The organism is Mycobacterium sp. IDUB_21 (assembly GCF_055419425.1).
In genome coordinates, this window is record NZ_JBVAXQ010000011.1 from 69551 (window position 1) to 88538 (window position 18988).

An 18988-nucleotide genomic window follows, 5' to 3' on the forward strand; every position below is an offset into this window, starting at 1 on the left:
GTGCCTGTCACCGCACGGTGTAGCCGCCATCGACCGCGTAGCACGCCCCCGTGACGAACGATGCCTCGTCCGACAACAGGAATGCGACGACAGCTGCGACCTCGCGCGGCGTGCCGAGCCTGCCGATCGGATGCAACGCCGCCACAGCGTCCCGGACATCCGGCCGACTCGCGGTCATAGGGCTTTCGATCACACCCGGGCACACCGCATTGATCCGCACACCCTGCGCGGCGTACTCAAGCGCAGCACTCCGGGTCAGGCCAACCACGGCGTGCTTCGCTGCGGCGTACGCACCCCCGCCCGGCATCGATACGATTCCGAACATCGACGACATGTTCACGATGGATCCCGCCCCGCCCGCGAGCATCGTCGGGATCTCGGCCTTCAAGCACAGCATCACGCCGTCGAGGTCGACCGAGGTCACTCGTCGCCAGGTCTCCAGATCGATATCAGCCGTGTGCGGCTGACTTTCATCTCCGATACCGGCATTGTTGATCGCCAAATCGAGGCGCCCGAAGTGCGCGAGAGCCTTCTGCACCATTGCATTGACGTCGCCCTCGACCGTGACATCAGTCCGGTGGGCGACCGCCGCCTCTCCTAATCGCTTAGCGACCCTGCCGGCCGCGGCCTCGTCGATGTCGGCGATGACCACGCGGGAACCGCGCTCAACAAGCAGCTCGGCGCACGCCTCGCCGATACCGGATCCGCCGCCGGTCACCACCGCTACCTTCCCGGACAGATTGGCCATGACACCCAATTCCCCTCTACAACAGTCGGTTTCTCTCACAGGTCCGCCGGCAGGTCTGGGGGTCTGTGAACAGTTCCGCCGTTAGCCCGGCTGCGGTCGCGCCTGCCACGTTCTCCTCGGCATCGTCGAAGTAGAGCAGTTCGTCGGGTTTGCAACCCATCCGTTCCGATGCCAGAGCAAAGATCGCCGGATCTGGCTTGCGTAGGCCCACGTCAGATGAATCCACCACAGCGGTAAAGGTTTCCAACGGAAGGACGCCACTGCTCCACCACGACCTGGCCTCTTTGGCGTTGTTGGTCAGGATTCCGAGCTTCACGCCGTTGGCTGTCAGGTCACCGAGCAGCGCCACCATCTCGGTGCGCACCCGTTGGCCGGCGGCGAGGCACTCGGCGAGCCGGCGGATGTCGACCCGGACCCCATACCTTGCCCCTACATCCCCGCAGGCGAACTTCAGGAAGTCCCGCACCGACCGAATGCCGGTCTCCACTTCCGCGAACACCTTTCCGCGCAGCTGATCGACGAATGTCTCCACCGGGAGTCCCAGCTCTTCGGCGTAGCGTCGACCGGCCTCGAACGGATCCACGGTCAGCACCCCACCCATATCGAAAACCACTGCGATGGGTGAGTTCCCGTCCTTGCCCTTCATCTGGGTGCGTTCGCCTGAGCAGCCGCGATCCGCGCCGCAGCCTGGATCAACTCATCGAGGCGGCTCCGGTCGGCACCGAGGTCCGGCGCCGGCGCGCCGGCTCCGGCCGCCATGTCCTCAGCCTGCTGGATCCGTCGTCGCAAGATGGCGATTTCGTCCGAGAGGCGATCCGTGGCCTCGACAACAGTCAGCAGATCCTCGTCGTCCCAATCCGAGCTCCCGTGCATGTCCTCAGGCGGATTAGGGGTGACTGGCTCGCGGCTCATTTCTCGACGCGGGGAAAGTTGAACACTCTGCGCGCATTGAGTTCGACGATCTTGTGTACATCCTCGTCGGGAACCTTCTCGAAGACTTCCTGCGCGATCTTGCGACTGTTGGGCCAGTTGGAATCCGAATGCGGGTAGTCGCATTCCCACAGGATGTTGTCGAGCCCGACCTTGTCGCGGGCTTCGAGCCCGTGACGGTCGTCGATGAAGCACGAGTAGACGTGCTTGTAGTACAGCTCCGAAGGTCGGTACTCCTGATTGACGTTCTGGTAGAACCGATGCCGCTCCCACACGTAGTCGGCACGCTCGAGCATGTAGGGCACCCAGCCGATGCCGCCCTCGGACAAGGCGACCTTGAGCTTGGGGTGGTCATGAAACACCGGCGAGAACAGCAGGTCGGTCAGCGCAGACATGGAGTTGGTGCCGAACAACGTGATGCTGACCGCCATGGGCCCCTCAGGCGAGGGCTTCGGGGACTGACCCGAGGTACCGAAATGCATGGACAGCGGCAGGTCGTACTCTTCGGCGACGCTGAATAGCGGGCCCCAGTGATCAGTGTGGATCGAGGGCAGCCCCAACGGGTAAGGGTTCTCCGGGAACGCGATGGTCCGGGCACCCTTGGCGAATGTGCGGTGCACTTCGGCGACCGCGAGTTGCACGTCCCACAGCGGCAGGATTACCAGCGGGATGTAGCGGTGCGGTGCCGCCGCACACCACTCGTCGAGGATGAAGTCGTTGAACGCCTGCACGCTGGCCAGCGCCACATCGCGGTCCTCGCCCTCAAGGAACACGGTGCCGGCGAACCGCGGGAAGGACGGGAAGCACAGCGCGGCCTCTACTCCGTCGAGGTCCATGTCGGCCAACCGCTGCATCGGGTCGTAGCAGCCGGGCAGCATCTCGTCGAATCGCGACGGGTCGATGCCGTAGTCCTCGGGCTTCTTGCCGGCGACGGCGTTCAGGCCGATCTGCGGGTAGGTCTTGCCCTGGTACTCCCAGACCTGACTCGGTGGGCCGCCCTTGGCCCGGGGCACCTCGACGATCCGCGGACCGAGCTCGGCGTACTTGGCCGGCAACCGATCCGACCAGACCCTCGGATGCTCGATCAGGTGGTCGTCAACAGAGATCAACTGCATGTGATCCTGCAGAGGCATGAATACTCCTATTGTATAACCTGGTTATTGTTTTCTAGTCTAGTGCCGAAACGTCGCGTCCGAAAGGGGTCGCGGACGATCAACCCGCCCGGCGTTCGAGCACATGCACGGCACACGCACTGCCCAGTCCCAGGACATGCGCCAACCCGACCTTGGCACCGTCGATCTGCCGGTCACCAGCCTCTCCGCGCAGGTGCGTGACGACCTCGAAGACGCCGGCGATACCGGTGGCACCCAACGGGTGCCCCTTCGACAACAGGCCGCCGGAGATGTTGACCGGCGTCTTGCCGCCGCGCCACGGCGCCCCGGAATCCAGGAAGCCCGCCGCACCGCCCGGTTCGCACAGACCCAGATTCTCGTAGTGCACCAGTTCCGCTGTGGCGAAGCAGTCGTGCAGTTCGACCATGTCCAGATCTGCCGGCCCGATGCCGGCCGCCTCGTAGGCCTGCTGCGCCGCATCCTGGGTGACGGTGTCCACGTCCCACGACGCTTCGGCCTGCTCGACCCAGGGATCGCTGACCAACACCGACGCGCTGACCTTGACCGCGCGGTCGCGCACGCCGGGGTCGAGCTTGCTCAGGGCGGCATCGGTGGCCAGTACCACCGCCGCGGCGCCGTCACCGGTCGGCGAGCACATCAGCGCCGTGTTCGGATACGCGATCACGTCACCGCCGGCGATCTGCTCGAGACTGAATTCCTTGCGGTACTGGGCCAGCGGGTTCAGCGTGGAGTTCAGGTGATTCTTCTGCGCCACCTTGTAGAAGTGCTCGACGGTGGCCTCGGCGTTGCGCGCCAGGTAGGCGACGCCGGCCTCGGCGAACACCGAGGGCATCAGGGCACTACCGATCACACCTTCGGGTTCGACGACCGCGCCATCGCGGCCGCGCGGGCTGAACTCCGACCCGCGCGGCTCTTCACCGGCCGCCAGCAGACCCCGCTTGCCGAGCTGTTCGCACCCGATGGCCAGTGCCAGGTCTCCCTCGCCGGCGCGCAACGAGAGCAACGCAGTGCGTAGCGCGGTCGCGCCGGTCGCGCATGCGTTGGACACGTTGTAGACGGGTGCGCCCGTCTGCCCGATCTGATGCATGATCCGCTGCCCTACCCCGGTAATCCCCTCGAAGACATTACCGACGGCAACCGTATGCATTTGATGAATGGTGGTGCCACTGTCGGCCAACGCGGCGCGAGCGGCACTGGCACCCAGGTCGACCAGGTCGGCGTCGGGGAAGCGGCCGAACTTGGTCATGGCCGCGCCGACGATCCACACGGTGTCCGTCATTATTTCTGCACCTCGAATTCGTAAGCCACCGCTTCAACCCCGCGACTGTCGGTTCCGATCGACCTGGTGCGCATCGACGCGCGCCGGCCGACCGCCGCCACCGGATCCTCGGCGGCGCCCGTCAGGTTGGTTCGCACGTAGCCACCACTATCGAGTGCCACCACGCCGCTGACGAACGGGGTCTGCACACCTTCGGGTGCGCGATGAACCACCGTCGCCGCCGTCACTACACCGACATCGCCGAGGTCGACGCGCTCGCCGAGTTCCGCACCGCCGCATCGGGAGCACGCGGATCGGCGCAGCAAGTAGACGGCGTCGCAGTCCGCGCAGCGGAAGCCCGCCAGATGCGGGCTGTCGCCGAGCACGAGGTAATCAACGACGGGTATCACCTGATCGGTCATGCGGTCGGCCTTTCATGTGCGGCACCGGACGGAAGGAGGACCGTGGCCGAAGCGGACACAGCCACGCCCCCGATACTGCGCGAAATAGCCAGATCGATCTCGGCGGTATGGCCGTCATCGGTGGGCGTCACCGAGGTGACGTTGCCCCGGCACACCAGCTCGTCGCCGGGCCACACCTGCTCAGCGAACCGGACCGCGAGCCGGCGGACGCTGGTGGCGCCGAACAGGTCCACGCAGTAGCTGCCCAGATAGCCCGCCTGCAGCATGCCGACGCTGAACACCCCCGGCATGCCCGCCGACCGGGCGAATTCGGGGTCGTGATGGATCGGGTTGAAGTCACCGCTGGCACCCTGATACCGAATGATGTCGGTGTGCGTCTGCGGACCGAAGCGCCGTTCGGGCAGTACCGTCCCGACGCTGAACTGTGCCGGCGCGGTCATGATTCAGCTCGCTCGATCACCGTCGCGCGGCCCTCGACGGCCAAGCTGCCTGCGGGTCGGGTGAATCGGGTGAGCACCACGATCATCGTCATCGCACCACCGCGGCTGCTGTGCTTTTCGGTGACCGATTCCACCGAGGTCTCCGCGTGCAGGCTGTCGCCGGCCCGCGGCAGCGGGCCGGCGAAGGTGTATTCCTGACCGCCCTGCAGAACCCGGCTGAGGTTCAGGCCCAGCAGGGTCGCCAGCGGCGGGTCCTGAGGTTCCCAGTGCATGCTGGTGGCCATGAAGGTCGGCGGCACCGGCGGATTCGCTGTTTGGTAGGCCGGGTCGGTGGCCCCGGTGGCCGCGGCGAACTCGCGGATCTTGCCGCGCTCGATGGGCATTTCGTAGCTGAAAAGGACTGTGCCAATCAGCTTTTCGGCGGGGTGACTGGTGGATGTACTCATCGGTCCGGTCGGTGTCCGGTAATGTCGGCGCCCGGCAGCGCTTTGTCCAGCAGCCTGGGCATTTCCTGATCCAGCCGCTCCACCGTCCACCGTTCGGCGCTGTGGATCTCCGGTCCGTAGGCCCAACCGTCGACCACCGCCACGGTGCCGCCGATGGCCGCCAGCACCCGGCCGGTCACCCCGCGCGCTGCAGGACCGGCCAACCACAACACCAGCGGCGACACGCCTTCCGGTGCCATGTCGGTCGACGCTGCCAGATCGTGCATGGCCGGGACATCGTCGGTCAGTCGCGTCAACGCCGTCGGCGCAACCGCGTTGACGGTGACGCCGTAGCGAGCCAATTCCATCGCGGTGATGACGGTGAATCCGGCGATCCCGGCTTTTGCCGAACCGTAGTTGCTTTGGCCCGGCGCGCCGAATAATCCCGATGGCGACGTGGTGTTGATGACGCGGGCGTCGACCGGAGCGCCGGCCTTGGATTGGTTGCGCCAGTATTCGGCAGCGTGACGGGTCGGGCAGAACACGCCTTTGAGATGCACGGCGATCACGGCGTCCCACTCGGCTTCCGACATCGAGGTCAGCATGCGGTCACGCAGGATCCCGGCGTTGTTGACGAGGACATCGAGTTTGCCGAACGTGTCCACGGCCTGATCGATCAGTGACTTGGCGCCATTCCAGGTGCTGATGTCGTCGGTGTTGGCTGCGGCCCGGCCACCCGCAGCGATGATCTCATCAACTACCTGCTGAGCGGGACCGGTGGACCCGCCGTTGCCGTCGCGGCTTCCGCCGAGGTCGTTGACCACGACCGCGGCACCGGCTTGCGCGAAAGCAAGTGCGTGTGCGCGCCCGAGGCCGTTGCCGGCTCCCGTGATGACGACGACGCGGTCAGTCATGTCGGACTGCACTGTCGGGCTCCTTTGTTTATCAGATCCGCATCTATTGCGTTGCTGTCATAGATAATTCGAACTTCTCACGAACCTGCCTCCGGAGGATCTTCATCGCCGAGTTCCGTGGAATCGCATCGGTGAGTTGCACTCGCGTCGGCACTTTGTAACCGGGCAGTCGGGTCCGCGTCCAGGAGATCAGATCCTCGGCCGAGACCTCTCCGGCAGTTACTGCGACGGCGACGGGCACCTCGCCCAACCGCTCGTCTGCGACACCGAAGACCACGGCCTCGCGCACCTGGGGATGTGCTTCCAGACAGTCCTCGACTTCGGCCGGGAAGATCTTGAAGCCGCCGCGATTGATGACGTCGTCCGCGCGGCCATGGATCCAAACGAAGCCGTCGGAGTCAACACTGCCGAGGTCGTTGGTGCGCACCCACTGCGCGTTGCCTCCGGATGCCTGTGCAGAACGAATTTGGAAAATGCCCTGTTCGCCCGGCTCGAGCAGTTCACCGGTGGCCGCGTCGACCACCGAGATCTCCACGCCCGGATGCGCCCGTCCGACACTGCCGCGCTTGGTGTCGTTCCACTGCTGCCAGTCCTTGAGAGACCAGCCGGTGATGCCGCCGGTGAACTCGGTCGCGCCATAACTGAGCAGTACCGGGCAGCCGTAGGTCTCTTCGAATTGCAAGGCCAGATCGGCCCCCGTCGGAGCCGCGCCGGCCCACACCGCCTTGAGGCTGGCCAGTTTGGCCGGTTCCACTCCGGCGTCGAGGACCATGCGCAGCGCAGCGGGTGGCAGCGAGACCGAGCGCGGCCGATACTCGGCGACCGCCTCGGACCAGGCCAGCGGCTCGAACTTGTCCTGCAGCAATGCGCGACCGCCACCACTGAGTGCGGTGATGATCGCCCACAGTCCGCTGATATTGGTCGACGGCAGCGAAATGATCTGGACGCCACCGCCGCGGACACTGCCCGCACGGGCACTGCCCGCCATGTAATGCTCCTGCGCCCCATCGAGCGCCTGCTCGATCTCCTTGTACTGCAGGGGGATGCGTTTGGGCGGACCGGTTGTCCCGCTGGTCGGCATCAGAATGGCAACGCCCTCGTCAATGACAGCACACGGCGTATCGGTCCTGAGCGTCACTACGGTTGCCGGCGGATCAACGCCCGAAGGTACGTCAACCTGGATGCCCAGGGCGCCACAGGCGGAGACCGCCTTGACGAGTTCCGGACGCGACCAGTCTTCGGCGTCGGCAAGCACGGCCGCCGGACGCAGCGCCAACACGTCGTCGCCGATCGCACCGTCGGGCGTCGCCGGGTTGAGTACCACGAGCGGGCGCTCGGTGGCGAGCACGACGGTCAGCGCGGCCACCAGTCCCGGTCGGTTGCGCATGAAAATGCCCACAGGATCACCCCGAAGGACGCCGTTGTTCCTGAGAATGTCGTCGATATACGTTGCTGCAGCTGCGAATTCACTTCGACTCCGCCATTCGCCGCGATAGCACAGTAGCGGCTCGCTATCCACAGCGCGCATGCGCAACCGCATCGTTTCGATCAAATCCATCCAGACACCCTCACCAAGCGCAGTGCAATGTTCGTCGAACAAGCAGAATAATATAACCAGGTTAGCTTAACAAAATTCCCTGGGTCTGGGAAGCCGCTCAGCCGTCCGATCCCGACGCACCCACAGGTAGCCGCCCACCGCCCGACGACGACCGCCGGCGCCGACCAGCCACGACAACCACTGCAGGGCAGTTGTTTTCACTACTGCGCAAACAAGAACAACCGGGCGATACCGCAACAGTCCCAGATACGTGCCACTCCCCCGACATGCGTCAGGTGATGGCCCCCTCGACCTTCATCTGGACCAGTTCGTCCCAGTCGTAGCCGAGATCGAGCAGCAACCGGTCGGTATCGGCACCGAGCTCGGGCGCCGCAATCGGCTGCGGCGCGGCAGCCCCTTCAAACTGGATCGGCGCCATCGCCACCGAGACGGCGACATCATCGTCTCGCCGCACGGCTCCCACATATCCGTTGGCGCACACCTGGGGATCGGACGCGAGTTCGCGTGGGGTCTGTACCAGCGCCCAAACGCCGCGCTGGCGTCCGAGCAGCTCCGACCATTCGGTAGCGGTGCGTTGCGAGAACAGGGCATCCAACTCGGCGATGCAGGCGACATTGTTGGCGGCCCGAGCGGAGGCGTCACGAAACCGGGGATCTCCGGCCAGCTCCGGCCGGCCCGCCAGTTCGACCAGTGGCGCCCAGAAGCGGTCCGACTCGAGCATCACCAGCGCGACGAACCGGCCGTCTTTCGTGCGATAGGTATTGCTGATCGGGTTGTGCGCCGAGTGGTGATCACCCCGTGGCATCGCGTCGATGTCATAACACGATGTTGCTGCGATGTGCGGGGCGGTGCCCCACACCGCTGCTCCCAGCAGGCTGACATCGACAACTTGGGACTGGCCCGTGCGCTCGCGACCCAGCAGCGCCGCCGCCACACCGCCCGCTGCGTAAAGACCCGACTGCAGGTCGCCGAAGGCCGCGCCCGGCATCGGAGGCGGATAGTCCGCTTCGGCGTCGGTACTCACGTAGCCCACACCACCTCGAGACCAGTACGAAGCCAGGTCAAATCCACCGGTTGCGGCCTCGTCACCCTTCGGACCCAAACCACTTCCGCGGGCGTACACCAACCGGGGGTTGACTGCGAGCAGGTCATCGACGTCGACCCGCAGCTTCTTGCGCACTGGCTCGAGGTAATTCGTCAGGAATACGTCGGCAGAGGCAACAAGGCGAAGCAGCGCCTCTCGACCTGCCTCGGTCGTGAGATCGATACCCACGCTGGCCTTGTTACGGCTGAACGTCTCGAACATGAACGGAACCGGCCGTTGCCCCTTCGCCGCCAGCGCTCCACTGACCAGCCCCCGCATCGGGTCACCGTGGATCGGGTGCTCCACTTTGATTACCTCGGCACCCCAATCTGCCAGCGCCACACCGGCCGATGGGATGAATCCCCACGTTGCGAGCTCGATGACACGAATGCCATCCATGACCCCGGGCATGTGACGTTTCTCCTCGCGTAGGCAGCGTGACCATAATAGACTAACCACGTCATATAATTTGATGTGTTCGGACGTTGAAGCTGTGGAGAGAGGTCTGCGATGGGGCGAGTTCAGGGAAAGAAGGCGCTGATCACCGGGGCTGCGCGCGGCCAGGGCCGGCACCATGCGATCCGGCTCGCCGAGGAAGGTGCCGACGTCATCCTGATCGATGTCTGCGCCGACATCCCCGGTGTCGGCTACTCGATGGCCACGCCGGAAGACCTCGATGAGACGGTGCGGATGGTCGAGAAGTTCGAGCGGCGCGCCGTCCCTGCAATCGTCGATGTGCGCGACCGACACTCGATGGAGAAGGCCATTCAATCGGCTGTCGAGGCCCTTGGCGGCCTCGATATCGTCGTGGCCAATGCCGGAATCTGTCCGATCGGACCCGATTATCCGGTCACCGCGTTCGCCGATGCAGTCGATGTCGACCTGGTCGGCGTGTTGAACACCATTCACGTTGCACTACCACTGATTTCGCCTGGTGGGTCTATCATCGCCACCGGCTCGGTCGCGGCGATGCTGCCCAATGCAGTGAGCAACCCGGGCAACGGGCCAGGCGGAGCCGGCTACGGTCTGGCCAAGCAATTCATCACCGACTATGTCGTGGTGCTGGCCCGGCAGGTCGCTGCACAGGGCATCCGCGTCAATGCGGTCCATCCGACGAACTGCAACACCGACATGCTGCACAGCCCGCCGATGTACAAAGCATTCCGCAAGGACCTGGCCGAGCCGACCCGCGCCGACGCCGAAGAGGCGTTCCCGCACATGCAGTCGATGCCCATCCCCTACGTCGAGCCCGATGACATCGCCAATGCGGTGGTGTTCCTGGCCTCGGACGAATCCCGTTACGTCACCGGGCTGCAACTGCCGGTCGACGGCGGAGCACTGCTCAAGATCTGACGGCACCGAGAGGCGCCCTGGCATCCCGTCGACCGGAAAGCTAGGACACCTCTGCCCACCGTGGCGGACGCTTCTCGACGAAAGCAGCGAGGCCCTCACGCCCCTCATCGGAGGCGAAGTAGCGGGCAGATAGCTTCTCCAGGACGGCAAGTTCTGTCTCCAGCCGCGCGATCGCGTCATCGCTTCGCGACAGCCGCTTGGTGGCAGCCAGAGCCCGCGGCGCCGCCACGCTGAATGCGTCGGTGTACCGCCGCACTTCGTCATCAAGCCGATCGGGTTCAGCCACGACATCGACTAGCCCGGCCTGCTGTGCCCACTGCGCGGACAGCGGCAGCCCGGTCATATACAGCTGGTGGATCGCTGCACTCGACATCCTGGGGCGCATCACCGCGGAGATCACCGCGGGCACCACCCCGATCCGTACCTCGGTACACGCGAAACTCATCTCGCTGCTGGCAAGCACCAGATCGCATGCCGCTACCAGGCCCAGTCCGCCGGCTCGTGCCACCCCGTCCAGAACGGCGATGACCGGCTTGGGCGTGCGCCAGATCTCGACAAGAATCTGCGGAACTGTCGGGGTACCCGGTTCCGCTGGATCACCGCGCGCTTCCTTGAGATCCGCGCCCGAACAGAAGACGGTTCCGGCGTGGCTCAACACAACGCTGCGCACGCCATCGTCAGCGGCGGCAGCACGAAGTGCCGCGTAAAGCTCGGTGCGCAGTTGAGCCGAGAGCGCGTTGCGATTCGATGGCGAGTCCAGAATCAGCCGAGCCACACCACCGCTTCGCTCGACGTTGACCAGGCTCACGCGCCGCGGCCCGCCTCTGCCTCTTCGGCTCTCGTCAAGCCGGCCAACCCGATCAGGTCTTCATGCAGTTCGAACCAAACCGTGTGATAGCTGTCCAGAATGGGCTTGGACACGTAGTTGTTGTCGCCGGCGGCCACCGCGTCCGCGGCCTTGGCCAGCCGGGCCCGATAGTGAGTCAATCGCGGCGCGGCACTGCAGATTTGGTCGACCAGCGGCAGTAACTGCTGGTGCAGTCCCAGCAGCCGTCGCAGAACCTCGGCGTCGTATGCTGCGTCGGTGTGGTCGTTGGGCTGATCGGGGCCGCGAGTCTGCCAATCAGTGATGATCGCCTTGAGCTCGGTGTTGTGCTCAGTGAAGGCACCGTAGATCTCTGCCACAACCGCCGCGTCAGCACCCTGGTGTTCGGCGACCACCAGTTCGGTGCAGCGCTCGCGCCCCACCGGTGTGATCCGGTAACCCATCGGCGTGTTCTTGAATAGCCCCCGTTCGGCGAAGTCATCCAATTGGGCCTGAACCCGGGCCGCATCGGCACCCAGGCTGCCGGCGATTGCATCGGCGGTTACGCGCCCCTTGATGGCAACGAGCCGCAGGATGGTCAGTTCGTCGATCATGATCAGCTTTCCTTGCTCGAAGTGATACCGACTGAGGCTGCGATGGACTCACGATGCGCATCGGCGGAGCCCAGCAGGGTGGCGTTCACCCGTGCGCGTCGCAGATACCAGTGCGCGGAGTGCTCCCAGGTGAAGCCGGTACCACCGTGAATGTGAATACAGGATTCGGCGGCCGAGATCGCCGCGCGAGTGCCGACGACGAACGCCAACTCGGCGTCATCGAAGCTACGGTTGCTCACCGCCTGCTCCAGTACGCCTGCGGCCATCTCTACATCGAGCAAAGTTTCGGCTAGTCGGTGTTTGATCGCCTGGAACGATCCGATCGGTACACCGAACTGGGTTCGGGTCTTGGCGTAGTCGACCGATATCTCCAGACAGACTCGAGCCACGCCGAGTTGCTCGGCGCTCACCGCCAGCAGGGCCCGCCGGTAGGCAGCCTGCAGTGCCGCCGTCGCACTGTCCGCTTCGGCTACCAGCCGGGCCGGCGCCTGGTCCAGCACCACGTGCACCAGACCGCGTTGCGGGTCCAACTCGTTGGCGGGAGTGAGCGTCACGTCGGCGCCGTCTGCCACCAGCAGCGCAGTGGCCCCGTCGACGGCGACAGCGATCAGCAGCGCCTCAGCAGGCTCAGGTGTGGTCAACGCCCAAGCCGCCCCTTGCAGGACGTACTGTCCCGCGATCGATTTCGACGCGGTGACCGCGTCCGGCGAAGCGTCGACGAACCCGGTCAGGGCAACAGCATGGCGCTTTTCGGCCGCCGATGCCAGCAGGTCGGTCGCACCGGCCTCGGCCAGCAGCGTGGTGGCCAGCACCACCGCGGGCAGAAAGGAAGACGCCACGGGGTTGCGGCCGAGCTCTTCGCCGACGAGGACCATTTCGCGTTCGGTCATGCCGAGTCCGCCGTGTGCGGCGTCGAGCAGCAGACCGGCAAGGTCCAGTTGGTCGACGACATCGTGGTCGCCCCCACTGGACAGGGCTTGCCGAGTGGCCCGGCGCAGGTCGTCGAGCAGGTCTGAGCTCACGTCATCACTCTCCTCCAGCCGATACGATCAGAGAAAAGTATAACCAGGTTAACCCAAAGAGCTGCAGGGGGATCAGTCAATCAGGTCGAGCAACTCACGTTGTCCCTGATTTGAGAGCATCTTCTCAGTCGTCTCCTCGAGGTGACGACGCCAAAGCATCTCGGCGTCAGCGGATTTACCCTCCTCGACCAGACTCACAAGTTTGCGGTGCACCCGATGAGCGAGTTCGGCATCGGTCCGCTTCTGCGCGTCGTCGGTCGCGTGCTGCCATACAGCCTGGGTGTGCGCCGTGGTGATTTCGGACATGATGTTCGCGAACAGCGCTAGCGTGTTGCTGCCCGACAGCTCGACCACCAAGGTGTGAAAGTCCGCATGAATTTTGCCCCACCGACGTGAGTCGTTGATGCTTTCGGATTCCAGCTCGAGTGCCTCGCGGAGGCGCTGAGCCGTACTGGCCGTGGCGTTTTCGGTGAGCAAGCGCACCGCAGGTGGCTCGATGATGGCTCGCGCGCGAAATACGTCGAACACCGTGGTGTGACCGTATTGCAACAGCCCTCCGGCCTGCCGCGCGACCGGCTCGGGGCGCGGCGCATTGACCCGGGCTCCACCCTTGCTGCCGCGGCGGATAGTCAGCAGCGACTCGGACTGAAGAATGCGTATGGCCTCACGCAGCACCGGCCTCGACACTCCGTACTGGGTAAGCAAATGCGCCTCGTTGGGCAGGAAATCGCCATCCCGGAACTCGCCCAGAATGATCTTCCGGCGGATGTTGTCCGCCACCAGTTGGCCCGCGGTTGGGTGCGAAATGGCCTCGCTGTCGGAATACACGGGAATCATTCTCGCATCCAAATAGGAATCCTGGTTAGTGGATACCGCTGTCGGTGCTTCGAGACCGTGCCAGCAATGTCAGCAACACCGGGAGCGGATGCTCAGCAGCCACCGCCCGCTGTCCCGAATCGACGGCGCTGAGCACCCCTGCGATATCACGGTGATCGACCGTCGGCAGGCCCTCAACCTGTGGGGTACCGGCTTGATGGACCTCGACCGAGCAGCGCTGTCGGGCCCACTCCAGTAGCACCGCCATGTTCGGGTCGGCGTCCTCAGAAGGACTAGTCATCGGTAACAGGCCAGCAAACACTTGGCCGCTCGCCCCGTCGACGGTGACCATGCTGCCTGCGAGGTCGGCCAGCGCCCCCTTGCCACACCCCACCACGCAGGGAGTGTGCAGTTCCCGGCTGACTACGGCGGCATGCGATGTCGAGCCCCCCTGTTCGGTGATAACGGCCTGGGCGGCGATCATCCCGCCGACATCATCGGGGCTGGTCGTCACCCGGGAGAGCACGACATGCTCACCTTCGTCGGCGGAGTCTTCGGCACTGTCGCTGTCGGTAACCACCCGGCCGGCACCGACACCCGGGCTGGCCGGCAGCCCGCGGGCCACTACGGTGGCCGCTGCCATCGCCGCCGGCTCGATCACCGGCGTCAGAAGGGTTTCCAGCTGAGCCGGTGTCACTCGGGACAATGCCTGGTCAATATTGATCAGCCCTTGGCGCTGAAGTGCCACCGCAACCGAAACAGCAGCCTGCGCCGACCTTTTTGCAGCCCTGGTCTGCAGCAGGTACAGCTCGCCCGCCTCGACTGTGAACTCGATGTCTTGGATATCGGCTCCATCGTTTTCCAGCCAGCGGGCCGCCTCTAACAGTTCTCGGTGAATTTCTGGATGGTGGTCGGCGAGTGCCGTCAGTGGCATCGGGTCAAACTTGCCGCTGACCACATCTTCGCCCTGGCCCCGTGGCAGCCACTCGCCGTAGGGGACGTTTTCTCCGGTCAGGGGGTTACGGCTGAAGAGCACACCAGTGCCGGACTGGTCATCGAGATTGCCGAATACCATGGCCTGCACCGTGACCGATGTACCTGCCATCTTGCCTTCCAGGTTGTGGTGGCGCCGGTAGGCCACCGCCCGCGGCGAATTCCACGACTCGAAGACTGCGGTAACCGCACCACGCAACTGGTCCCATGGATCCGCGGGCACCACACCGTCCCGCGGATCGACGACCTGGCGGTACAACTCGCGGAATCGGGCGTGGGTGTCGGCAGCGAACTCGGCGCCACACTTTGCCGCCAGCATCTGCTCGACCTCATTATTGATGCCGAGATTCAGCACGGTATCCATCATCCCGGGCATGCTGGCCGGTGCGCCGCTGCGCACCGAGACCAGAAGCGGCACCGGTCCTTGCCCGAACGCGTGACCGGACTGCGTTTCCAGCCAGGACAAACCTTCGCGCACTTGCGGCCGCAACCGCCTAAGAAGATCGTCGGGAGCCTCGAAGTACTGCCGGCAGGCGTCGACGGTGACCGTGAAGGCCGGCGGAGTTGGCAGACCCGCAGCACGGATTTTCGAGAGACCATGGGCCTTGCCGCCAACCAGCTGCCGAGAATAGATACGGGCTCCGTCGAGGCGAACGACCAACTGCCCTTCGTCGAGTAGATCGACGGCGGGCTGCCCGTCCGGAGTGAACAACGGAGAACTCACTTACGACTCCTCGGTGCGACGTGATATCACTATCATATAACCAGGTTAGTAATTAAGTGCCAAGTGTCACCGCCCCAGACTGTACGGAGTGTGATGGAACCCCAACCGCCTTCGCTCGATACCTTCCGCCAACAGGCCAAGGTATTCCTCGACGCTCACGCCGAGCATCGGCCCGACGGCTTTCCCGATGCCATGTACGCGCAGTTCCGCTACCTGCGGGACCCCGAGCATTTCCGGGCCGACTGCGTCGCCTGGCAACGGTTGCTCTTCGACAACGGATTCGCCGGCCTCACCTGGTCGCGTGAGGTCGGTGGCCAGGATCTGCCGTCGGCCTACGCCCTGGCCTGGGCAGATCTGGAGGCCGAGTACGAGATTCCGCGTGGACTGTTCGGCGTGACGCTTGAGATGGTGGGTCCGACGCTGCTGGCGGTCGGCAATGGCGAGCAGAAGAAGCACTGCGAGGCCATCCTGCGCGGTGATGAGGTGTGGTGCCAGTTGTTCAGTGAGCCCGGCGCCGGCAGCGATCTGGCCGGGGTGGCCACCAAGGCGGTACGCACCGAGACCGGTTGGCGGATCAACGGTCAGAAGGTATGGACATCGGAGGCACGGCACGCGCAGTACGGCTACCTGATCGCCCGCAGCGATCCGACTCAATCGCGCCACAAGGGACTAACCGCATTTGTGGTGGACATGTCCACCCCGGGCATCGATGTGCGCCCGCTCAAGCAGATGACCGGCGGGGCGTCCTTCTCAGAGGTCTTCTTCGATGATGTGGATATGCCCGCCGATGCGGTGCTCGGTGAGGTCGGCGGGGGTTGGGCCGTCGCCATGACCACCCTGGGATTCGAGCGATTCTCCAGCTTCGGCCGATCACTGGGCCGTCTGGTGCGGCAGGCCGGCGCACTAGGTTGGGACGACAGCGTCGCCCGCGATACCTTCATCGACGCGGTGATCGATCAGCGGGCGCTGGCCGCGTTCGAGGCCGGGATACACCACCGCCTGGTGGCGGGTCAATCACCGGGGCCCGAGGCCGCGCTTGCCAAACTCGCAACCGGCAAGGTCGCCTCGCAGATTGCTGATGCGGTGGCCAAGAGACTGGGTAATGACCTCTCCAAACCCGATCCCGCCCTTGATGACTGGCGACTGGTCGTGCTGTCGGCACCCGCGTTCCATATCGCTGGCGGCACGGACGAGATCGTCAAGACCATGATCGCCGAGCGCGTGCTCGGACTACCGAAAGGCTGATGATGACCGACAACGACCCAGCGCCGATCATCGACGCATGGTTGCAGCCTTGGCTGCCGGACACGGTGGCCAAGATGCCCGAGCGAAACATGACCCTGGCCGACCGCATGCAGCACGGCGCCCGACTGCGCACCGGGATGCCGCTGGAGACCCTCATTGAGGAGATGGACGCCAACAACATCAGCAAGGCGCTGTGTTCGGCGGGCCCGTTGATCCCGAACGAGGACGTCCTCGAGGCCGTGCGGCGCTACCCGGACCGGTTGATCGGCGTCGCGAACGTCAACCCGTGGTCGGTGGACGGCGTCATGCCCGCCGTCCGCGAACTTCGCCGACTGGTGGGCGATTACGGTTTCAAGGGACTCAAGCTCGAACCATTCATCCTCGACAAGCTACCCACCGCGGCACAGTGGTACCCGCTCTACGCGGCCTGCACCGAACTCGACATCACCCTGCAGATCCAGGTGGGTGGCACCGGCCCGTCGACCTATACCTCCGAGACCGGCCGGCCCGGTCACATCGACCGGATCGCGATCGACTTCCCGGAATTGCGCATCGTCGCGGGACACATCGGTTGGCCGTGGACCGAGGAAATGATCGCCGTGGCCGCCAAACACCCGAATGTCTACATCGACACCAGCGCGCATCTGCCGAAGTACTACCCCGCCGCCTTCGTGCACTTCCTGCGCACCTACGGCCGCCGCAAGTGCATCTGGGCCAGCGACTGGCCGATTCTGACGTTCGAAGCTGCCCTGGACGGCTTAGACGCGTTGGACCTCAAACCAGAGGTGCGTCGGCTATTCCTGCACGACAACGCAGTGGAGGCGTTCGCGCTACAAGAGTGATGGGCTTGCTTCGACGCACATTCTTTTATATAACCAGGTTATCGACTTTGGAGGAATGGTGCCCCTTCTCACCACCGAGGTGAACCCGTCGAGCGAGCCCTACCGCAGGGCCCGCTCGCGCATGGAGGCGCTGCTCGCCGAAGTGGACGATCTTCACGGCCAGGTTGCCGAGGGCGGCTCGGCCACATCGGTACAGCGCCACCGTGACCGCGGAAAACTGCCGGTACGCGAACGCCTTTCGCTGCTCGCCGACCGCCACGGCTTCGTCATGGAACTCTCACCGCTGGCCGGCTGGGGCACCACAGATCCCCTCGGCGGCGGACTGGTCACCGCAGTCACAGAAATCCACGGGCGCGCGATCATGGTGATCGCCAACGATCCGACCGTGCGCGGCGGATCGCTGTCGCCGACCTCGATCGCCCGCACCCTGCGCGCCATGGACATCGCCGAGACCAACCGATTGCCGGTGGTCACCCTGGTTGAATCGGGCGGCGCTGACCTGGACAAGCAGGCCGACATCTTCGTCCCAGGCGGCGAGCAGTTCCGCCGCCTGACCGAGTTGTCGGCCGCCGGAATCCCCACGGTATCGGTCGTTTTCGGATCCTCCACGGCGGGCGGGGCCTACCTGCCCGGAATGAGTGACTACACCATCTTCGTCAAGGACCGCGGGTACGCCTTCCTCGGCGGTCCGCCCCTGGTCAAGATGGCGATCGACGAGGATGTCAGCGAACAGGAACTCGGCGGCGCCGACATGCATGCCCGGGTATCCGGGCTCGCGGACTATCTCGCCGCCGATGAACCGGACGCCCTCCGGCAGGCCCGATCGGTGATTTCCCGCTTCGGACTTTCGGATCGACTGCCCGGTGGGCCGGTGCCGGCACACGACCCCGACGAACTACTGGGCATCGTGCCCGAAGATCCCAAGACTCCGTTCGACATTCGCGAGGTCATCGCTCGGATCGTCGACGCCTCGCAGTTCGACGAGTTCAAACCGCTCTACGGGCCGAATCTGGTAACCGGCTGGGCCGAATTGAATGGTATGCCGATCGGCGTGCTGGCCAACAACGGCATCCTGTTCTCCCCCGAGTCACAGAAGGGTGCGCAGTTCATCGAACTGTGCAACCAACTCGGTACCCCGATTCTGTTCGTGCAGAACATCACCGGGTTCATGGTGGGCAGCGCGGCCGAGAAGGGCGGGATCATCAAAGACGGCGCCAAGCTCATCAACGCGGTGTCCAACTCGCGCGTGCCGCATGTGACGTTGATGGTCGGGGTCAGCTACGGCGCGGGAAACTATGCCATGGCCGGCCGCGCCTACCGTCCTCGGTTGGTGCTGACCTGGCCGACTCATCGCATCGCGGTGATGGGCGGACGCCAGCTCGCCGGCGTGATGTCCATTGTGCGTAAGCGTTCGGCGCAGTCGCGCAATATCGAGTTCGACGAGGTGGCCGATCAGGCGCAACGCGCCGAAGACGAGGCCCGCATCGACGCCGAGTCCACCGCGCTGTATGCCACCGGCCGCGTCTGGGACGACGGCATCATCGACCCGCGGGACAGTCGCGCCGCGCTGACCGTCGCATTCGCCATGTCACGCGACACCGAACGTCCGGGCACGCGCCAGCCCTCCGGTTTTGGCGTCTTCCGTTTCTAGTAAGGGATTTT

The 18988-nt window shown here is 64.8% G+C and carries 20 protein-coding genes; 4 read left to right on the forward strand and 16 right to left on the reverse strand.

Going from position 1 to position 18988, the window contains the following annotated elements:
• Positions 1–7 precede the first annotated feature (7 nt).
• The 11 genes from ACZYY4_RS16630 to ACZYY4_RS16680 all read right to left on the reverse strand — a co-directional run bounded on the left by ACZYY4_RS16630 (position 8) and on the right by ACZYY4_RS16680 (position 9488).
• On the reverse strand, positions 8–748 hold the full coding sequence (locus tag ACZYY4_RS16630) for an SDR family NAD(P)-dependent oxidoreductase (RefSeq protein WP_463811098.1): 741 nt from the start codon (positions 746–748) through the stop codon (positions 8–10).
• A 16-nt stretch (positions 749–764) separates the two neighbouring features.
• Entirely contained in the window at positions 765–1394 is a 630-nt protein-coding gene (locus ACZYY4_RS16635) for an HAD family hydrolase (protein ID WP_463811099.1), read from the reverse strand.
• Complete coding sequence (locus ACZYY4_RS16640; RefSeq protein ID WP_463811100.1) at positions 1391–1660, reverse strand: hypothetical protein; 270 nt, start codon at positions 1658–1660, stop codon at positions 1391–1393. Before ACZYY4_RS16640 ends, ACZYY4_RS16635 begins: the two co-directional genes overlap by 4 nt.
• Complete coding sequence (locus tag ACZYY4_RS16645; RefSeq protein WP_463811101.1) at positions 1657–2811, reverse strand: amidohydrolase family protein; 1155 nt, start codon at positions 2809–2811, stop codon at positions 1657–1659. The genes ACZYY4_RS16640 and ACZYY4_RS16645 overlap by 4 nt, the downstream gene beginning before the upstream one ends.
• A gap of 79 nt (positions 2812–2890) precedes the next feature.
• A complete protein-coding gene (locus ACZYY4_RS16650) occupies positions 2891–4090 on the reverse strand; it encodes a thiolase C-terminal domain-containing protein (RefSeq protein ID WP_463811102.1) in 1200 nt (399 codons plus the stop codon).
• Positions 4090–4491 carry a Zn-ribbon domain-containing OB-fold protein gene (locus ACZYY4_RS16655; protein ID WP_463811103.1) on the reverse strand — a complete coding sequence of 134 codons (402 nt, stop codon included), beginning with the start codon at positions 4489–4491 and terminating at the stop codon, positions 4090–4092. The genes ACZYY4_RS16650 and ACZYY4_RS16655 overlap by 1 nt, the downstream gene beginning before the upstream one ends.
• A complete protein-coding gene (locus tag ACZYY4_RS16660; protein WP_463811104.1) occupies positions 4488–4931 on the reverse strand; it encodes a MaoC/PaaZ C-terminal domain-containing protein in 444 nt (147 codons plus the stop codon). Before ACZYY4_RS16660 ends, ACZYY4_RS16655 begins: the two co-directional genes overlap by 4 nt.
• Positions 4928–5377, reverse strand: a complete 450-nt coding sequence (locus ACZYY4_RS16665) for an FAS1-like dehydratase domain-containing protein (RefSeq protein ID WP_463811105.1) — start codon at positions 5375–5377, stop codon at positions 4928–4930. Before ACZYY4_RS16665 ends, ACZYY4_RS16660 begins: the two co-directional genes overlap by 4 nt.
• On the reverse strand, positions 5374–6270 hold the full coding sequence (locus tag ACZYY4_RS16670) for an SDR family oxidoreductase (protein WP_463811106.1): 897 nt from the start codon (positions 6268–6270) through the stop codon (positions 5374–5376). Before ACZYY4_RS16670 ends, ACZYY4_RS16665 begins: the two co-directional genes overlap by 4 nt.
• A 43-nt stretch (positions 6271–6313) precedes the next feature.
• Positions 6314–7828 (reverse strand): class I adenylate-forming enzyme family protein, encoded by a 1515-nt coding sequence (locus tag ACZYY4_RS16675; protein ID WP_463811107.1) that lies wholly within the window; start codon positions 7826–7828, stop codon positions 6314–6316.
• 271 nt (positions 7829–8099) lie between these two features.
• The gene (locus ACZYY4_RS16680; RefSeq protein ID WP_463811108.1) at positions 8100–9488 is read right to left on the reverse strand and encodes a CaiB/BaiF CoA transferase family protein; all 1389 of its coding nucleotides are present in this window, start codon (positions 9486–9488) and stop codon (positions 8100–8102) included.
• Here ACZYY4_RS16680 and ACZYY4_RS16685 point away from each other — a divergent pair.
• Positions 9423–10265, forward strand: a complete 843-nt coding sequence (locus ACZYY4_RS16685) for a mycofactocin-coupled SDR family oxidoreductase (RefSeq protein WP_463811109.1) — start codon at positions 9423–9425, stop codon at positions 10263–10265. The genes ACZYY4_RS16680 and ACZYY4_RS16685 overlap by 66 nt on opposite strands.
• 40 nt (positions 10266–10305) lie before the next feature.
• Here the strand turns inward: ACZYY4_RS16685 and ACZYY4_RS16690 are convergent, their stop codons facing one another.
• From ACZYY4_RS16690 to ACZYY4_RS16710, 5 genes are all read right to left on the reverse strand, one after another.
• Entirely contained in the window at positions 10306–11073 is a 768-nt protein-coding gene (locus ACZYY4_RS16690) for an enoyl-CoA hydratase-related protein (protein WP_463811110.1), read from the reverse strand.
• Positions 11070–11684, reverse strand: a complete 615-nt coding sequence (locus ACZYY4_RS16695; protein ID WP_463811111.1) for a hypothetical protein — start codon at positions 11682–11684, stop codon at positions 11070–11072. The genes ACZYY4_RS16690 and ACZYY4_RS16695 overlap by 4 nt, the downstream gene beginning before the upstream one ends.
• A 2-nt stretch (positions 11685–11686) precedes the next feature.
• Entirely contained in the window at positions 11687–12706 is a 1020-nt protein-coding gene (locus ACZYY4_RS16700) for an acyl-CoA dehydrogenase family protein (RefSeq protein ID WP_463811112.1), read from the reverse strand.
• Positions 12707–12778: 72 nt separating this feature from the next.
• Complete coding sequence (locus ACZYY4_RS16705; RefSeq protein ID WP_463811113.1) at positions 12779–13534, reverse strand: FadR/GntR family transcriptional regulator; 756 nt, start codon at positions 13532–13534, stop codon at positions 12779–12781.
• Positions 13535–13568: 34 nt separating this feature from the next.
• Positions 13569–15176: a pyruvate, phosphate dikinase gene (locus ACZYY4_RS16710; protein WP_463811205.1), complete on the reverse strand. Its 1608-nt coding sequence runs from the start codon at positions 15174–15176 to the stop codon at positions 13569–13571.
• A 156-nt stretch (positions 15177–15332) separates the two neighbouring features.
• Here ACZYY4_RS16710 and ACZYY4_RS16715 point away from each other — a divergent pair, with 156 nt between their 5' ends.
• Genes ACZYY4_RS16715 through ACZYY4_RS16725 form a run of 3 tightly spaced genes read left to right on the forward strand, consistent with a single transcriptional unit; the run spans position 15333 to position 18977 of the window.
• Positions 15333–16484: an acyl-CoA dehydrogenase family protein gene (locus tag ACZYY4_RS16715; protein ID WP_463811114.1), complete on the forward strand. Its 1152-nt coding sequence runs from the start codon at positions 15333–15335 to the stop codon at positions 16482–16484.
• Positions 16484–17326 (forward strand): amidohydrolase family protein, encoded by an 843-nt coding sequence (locus ACZYY4_RS16720; RefSeq protein ID WP_463811115.1) that lies wholly within the window; start codon positions 16484–16486, stop codon positions 17324–17326. The genes ACZYY4_RS16715 and ACZYY4_RS16720 overlap by 1 nt, the downstream gene beginning before the upstream one ends.
• Before the next feature lie 55 nt (positions 17327–17381).
• A complete protein-coding gene (locus tag ACZYY4_RS16725) occupies positions 17382–18977 on the forward strand; it encodes an acyl-CoA carboxylase subunit beta (protein WP_463811116.1) in 1596 nt (531 codons plus the stop codon).
• Positions 18978–18988 lie beyond the last annotated feature (11 nt).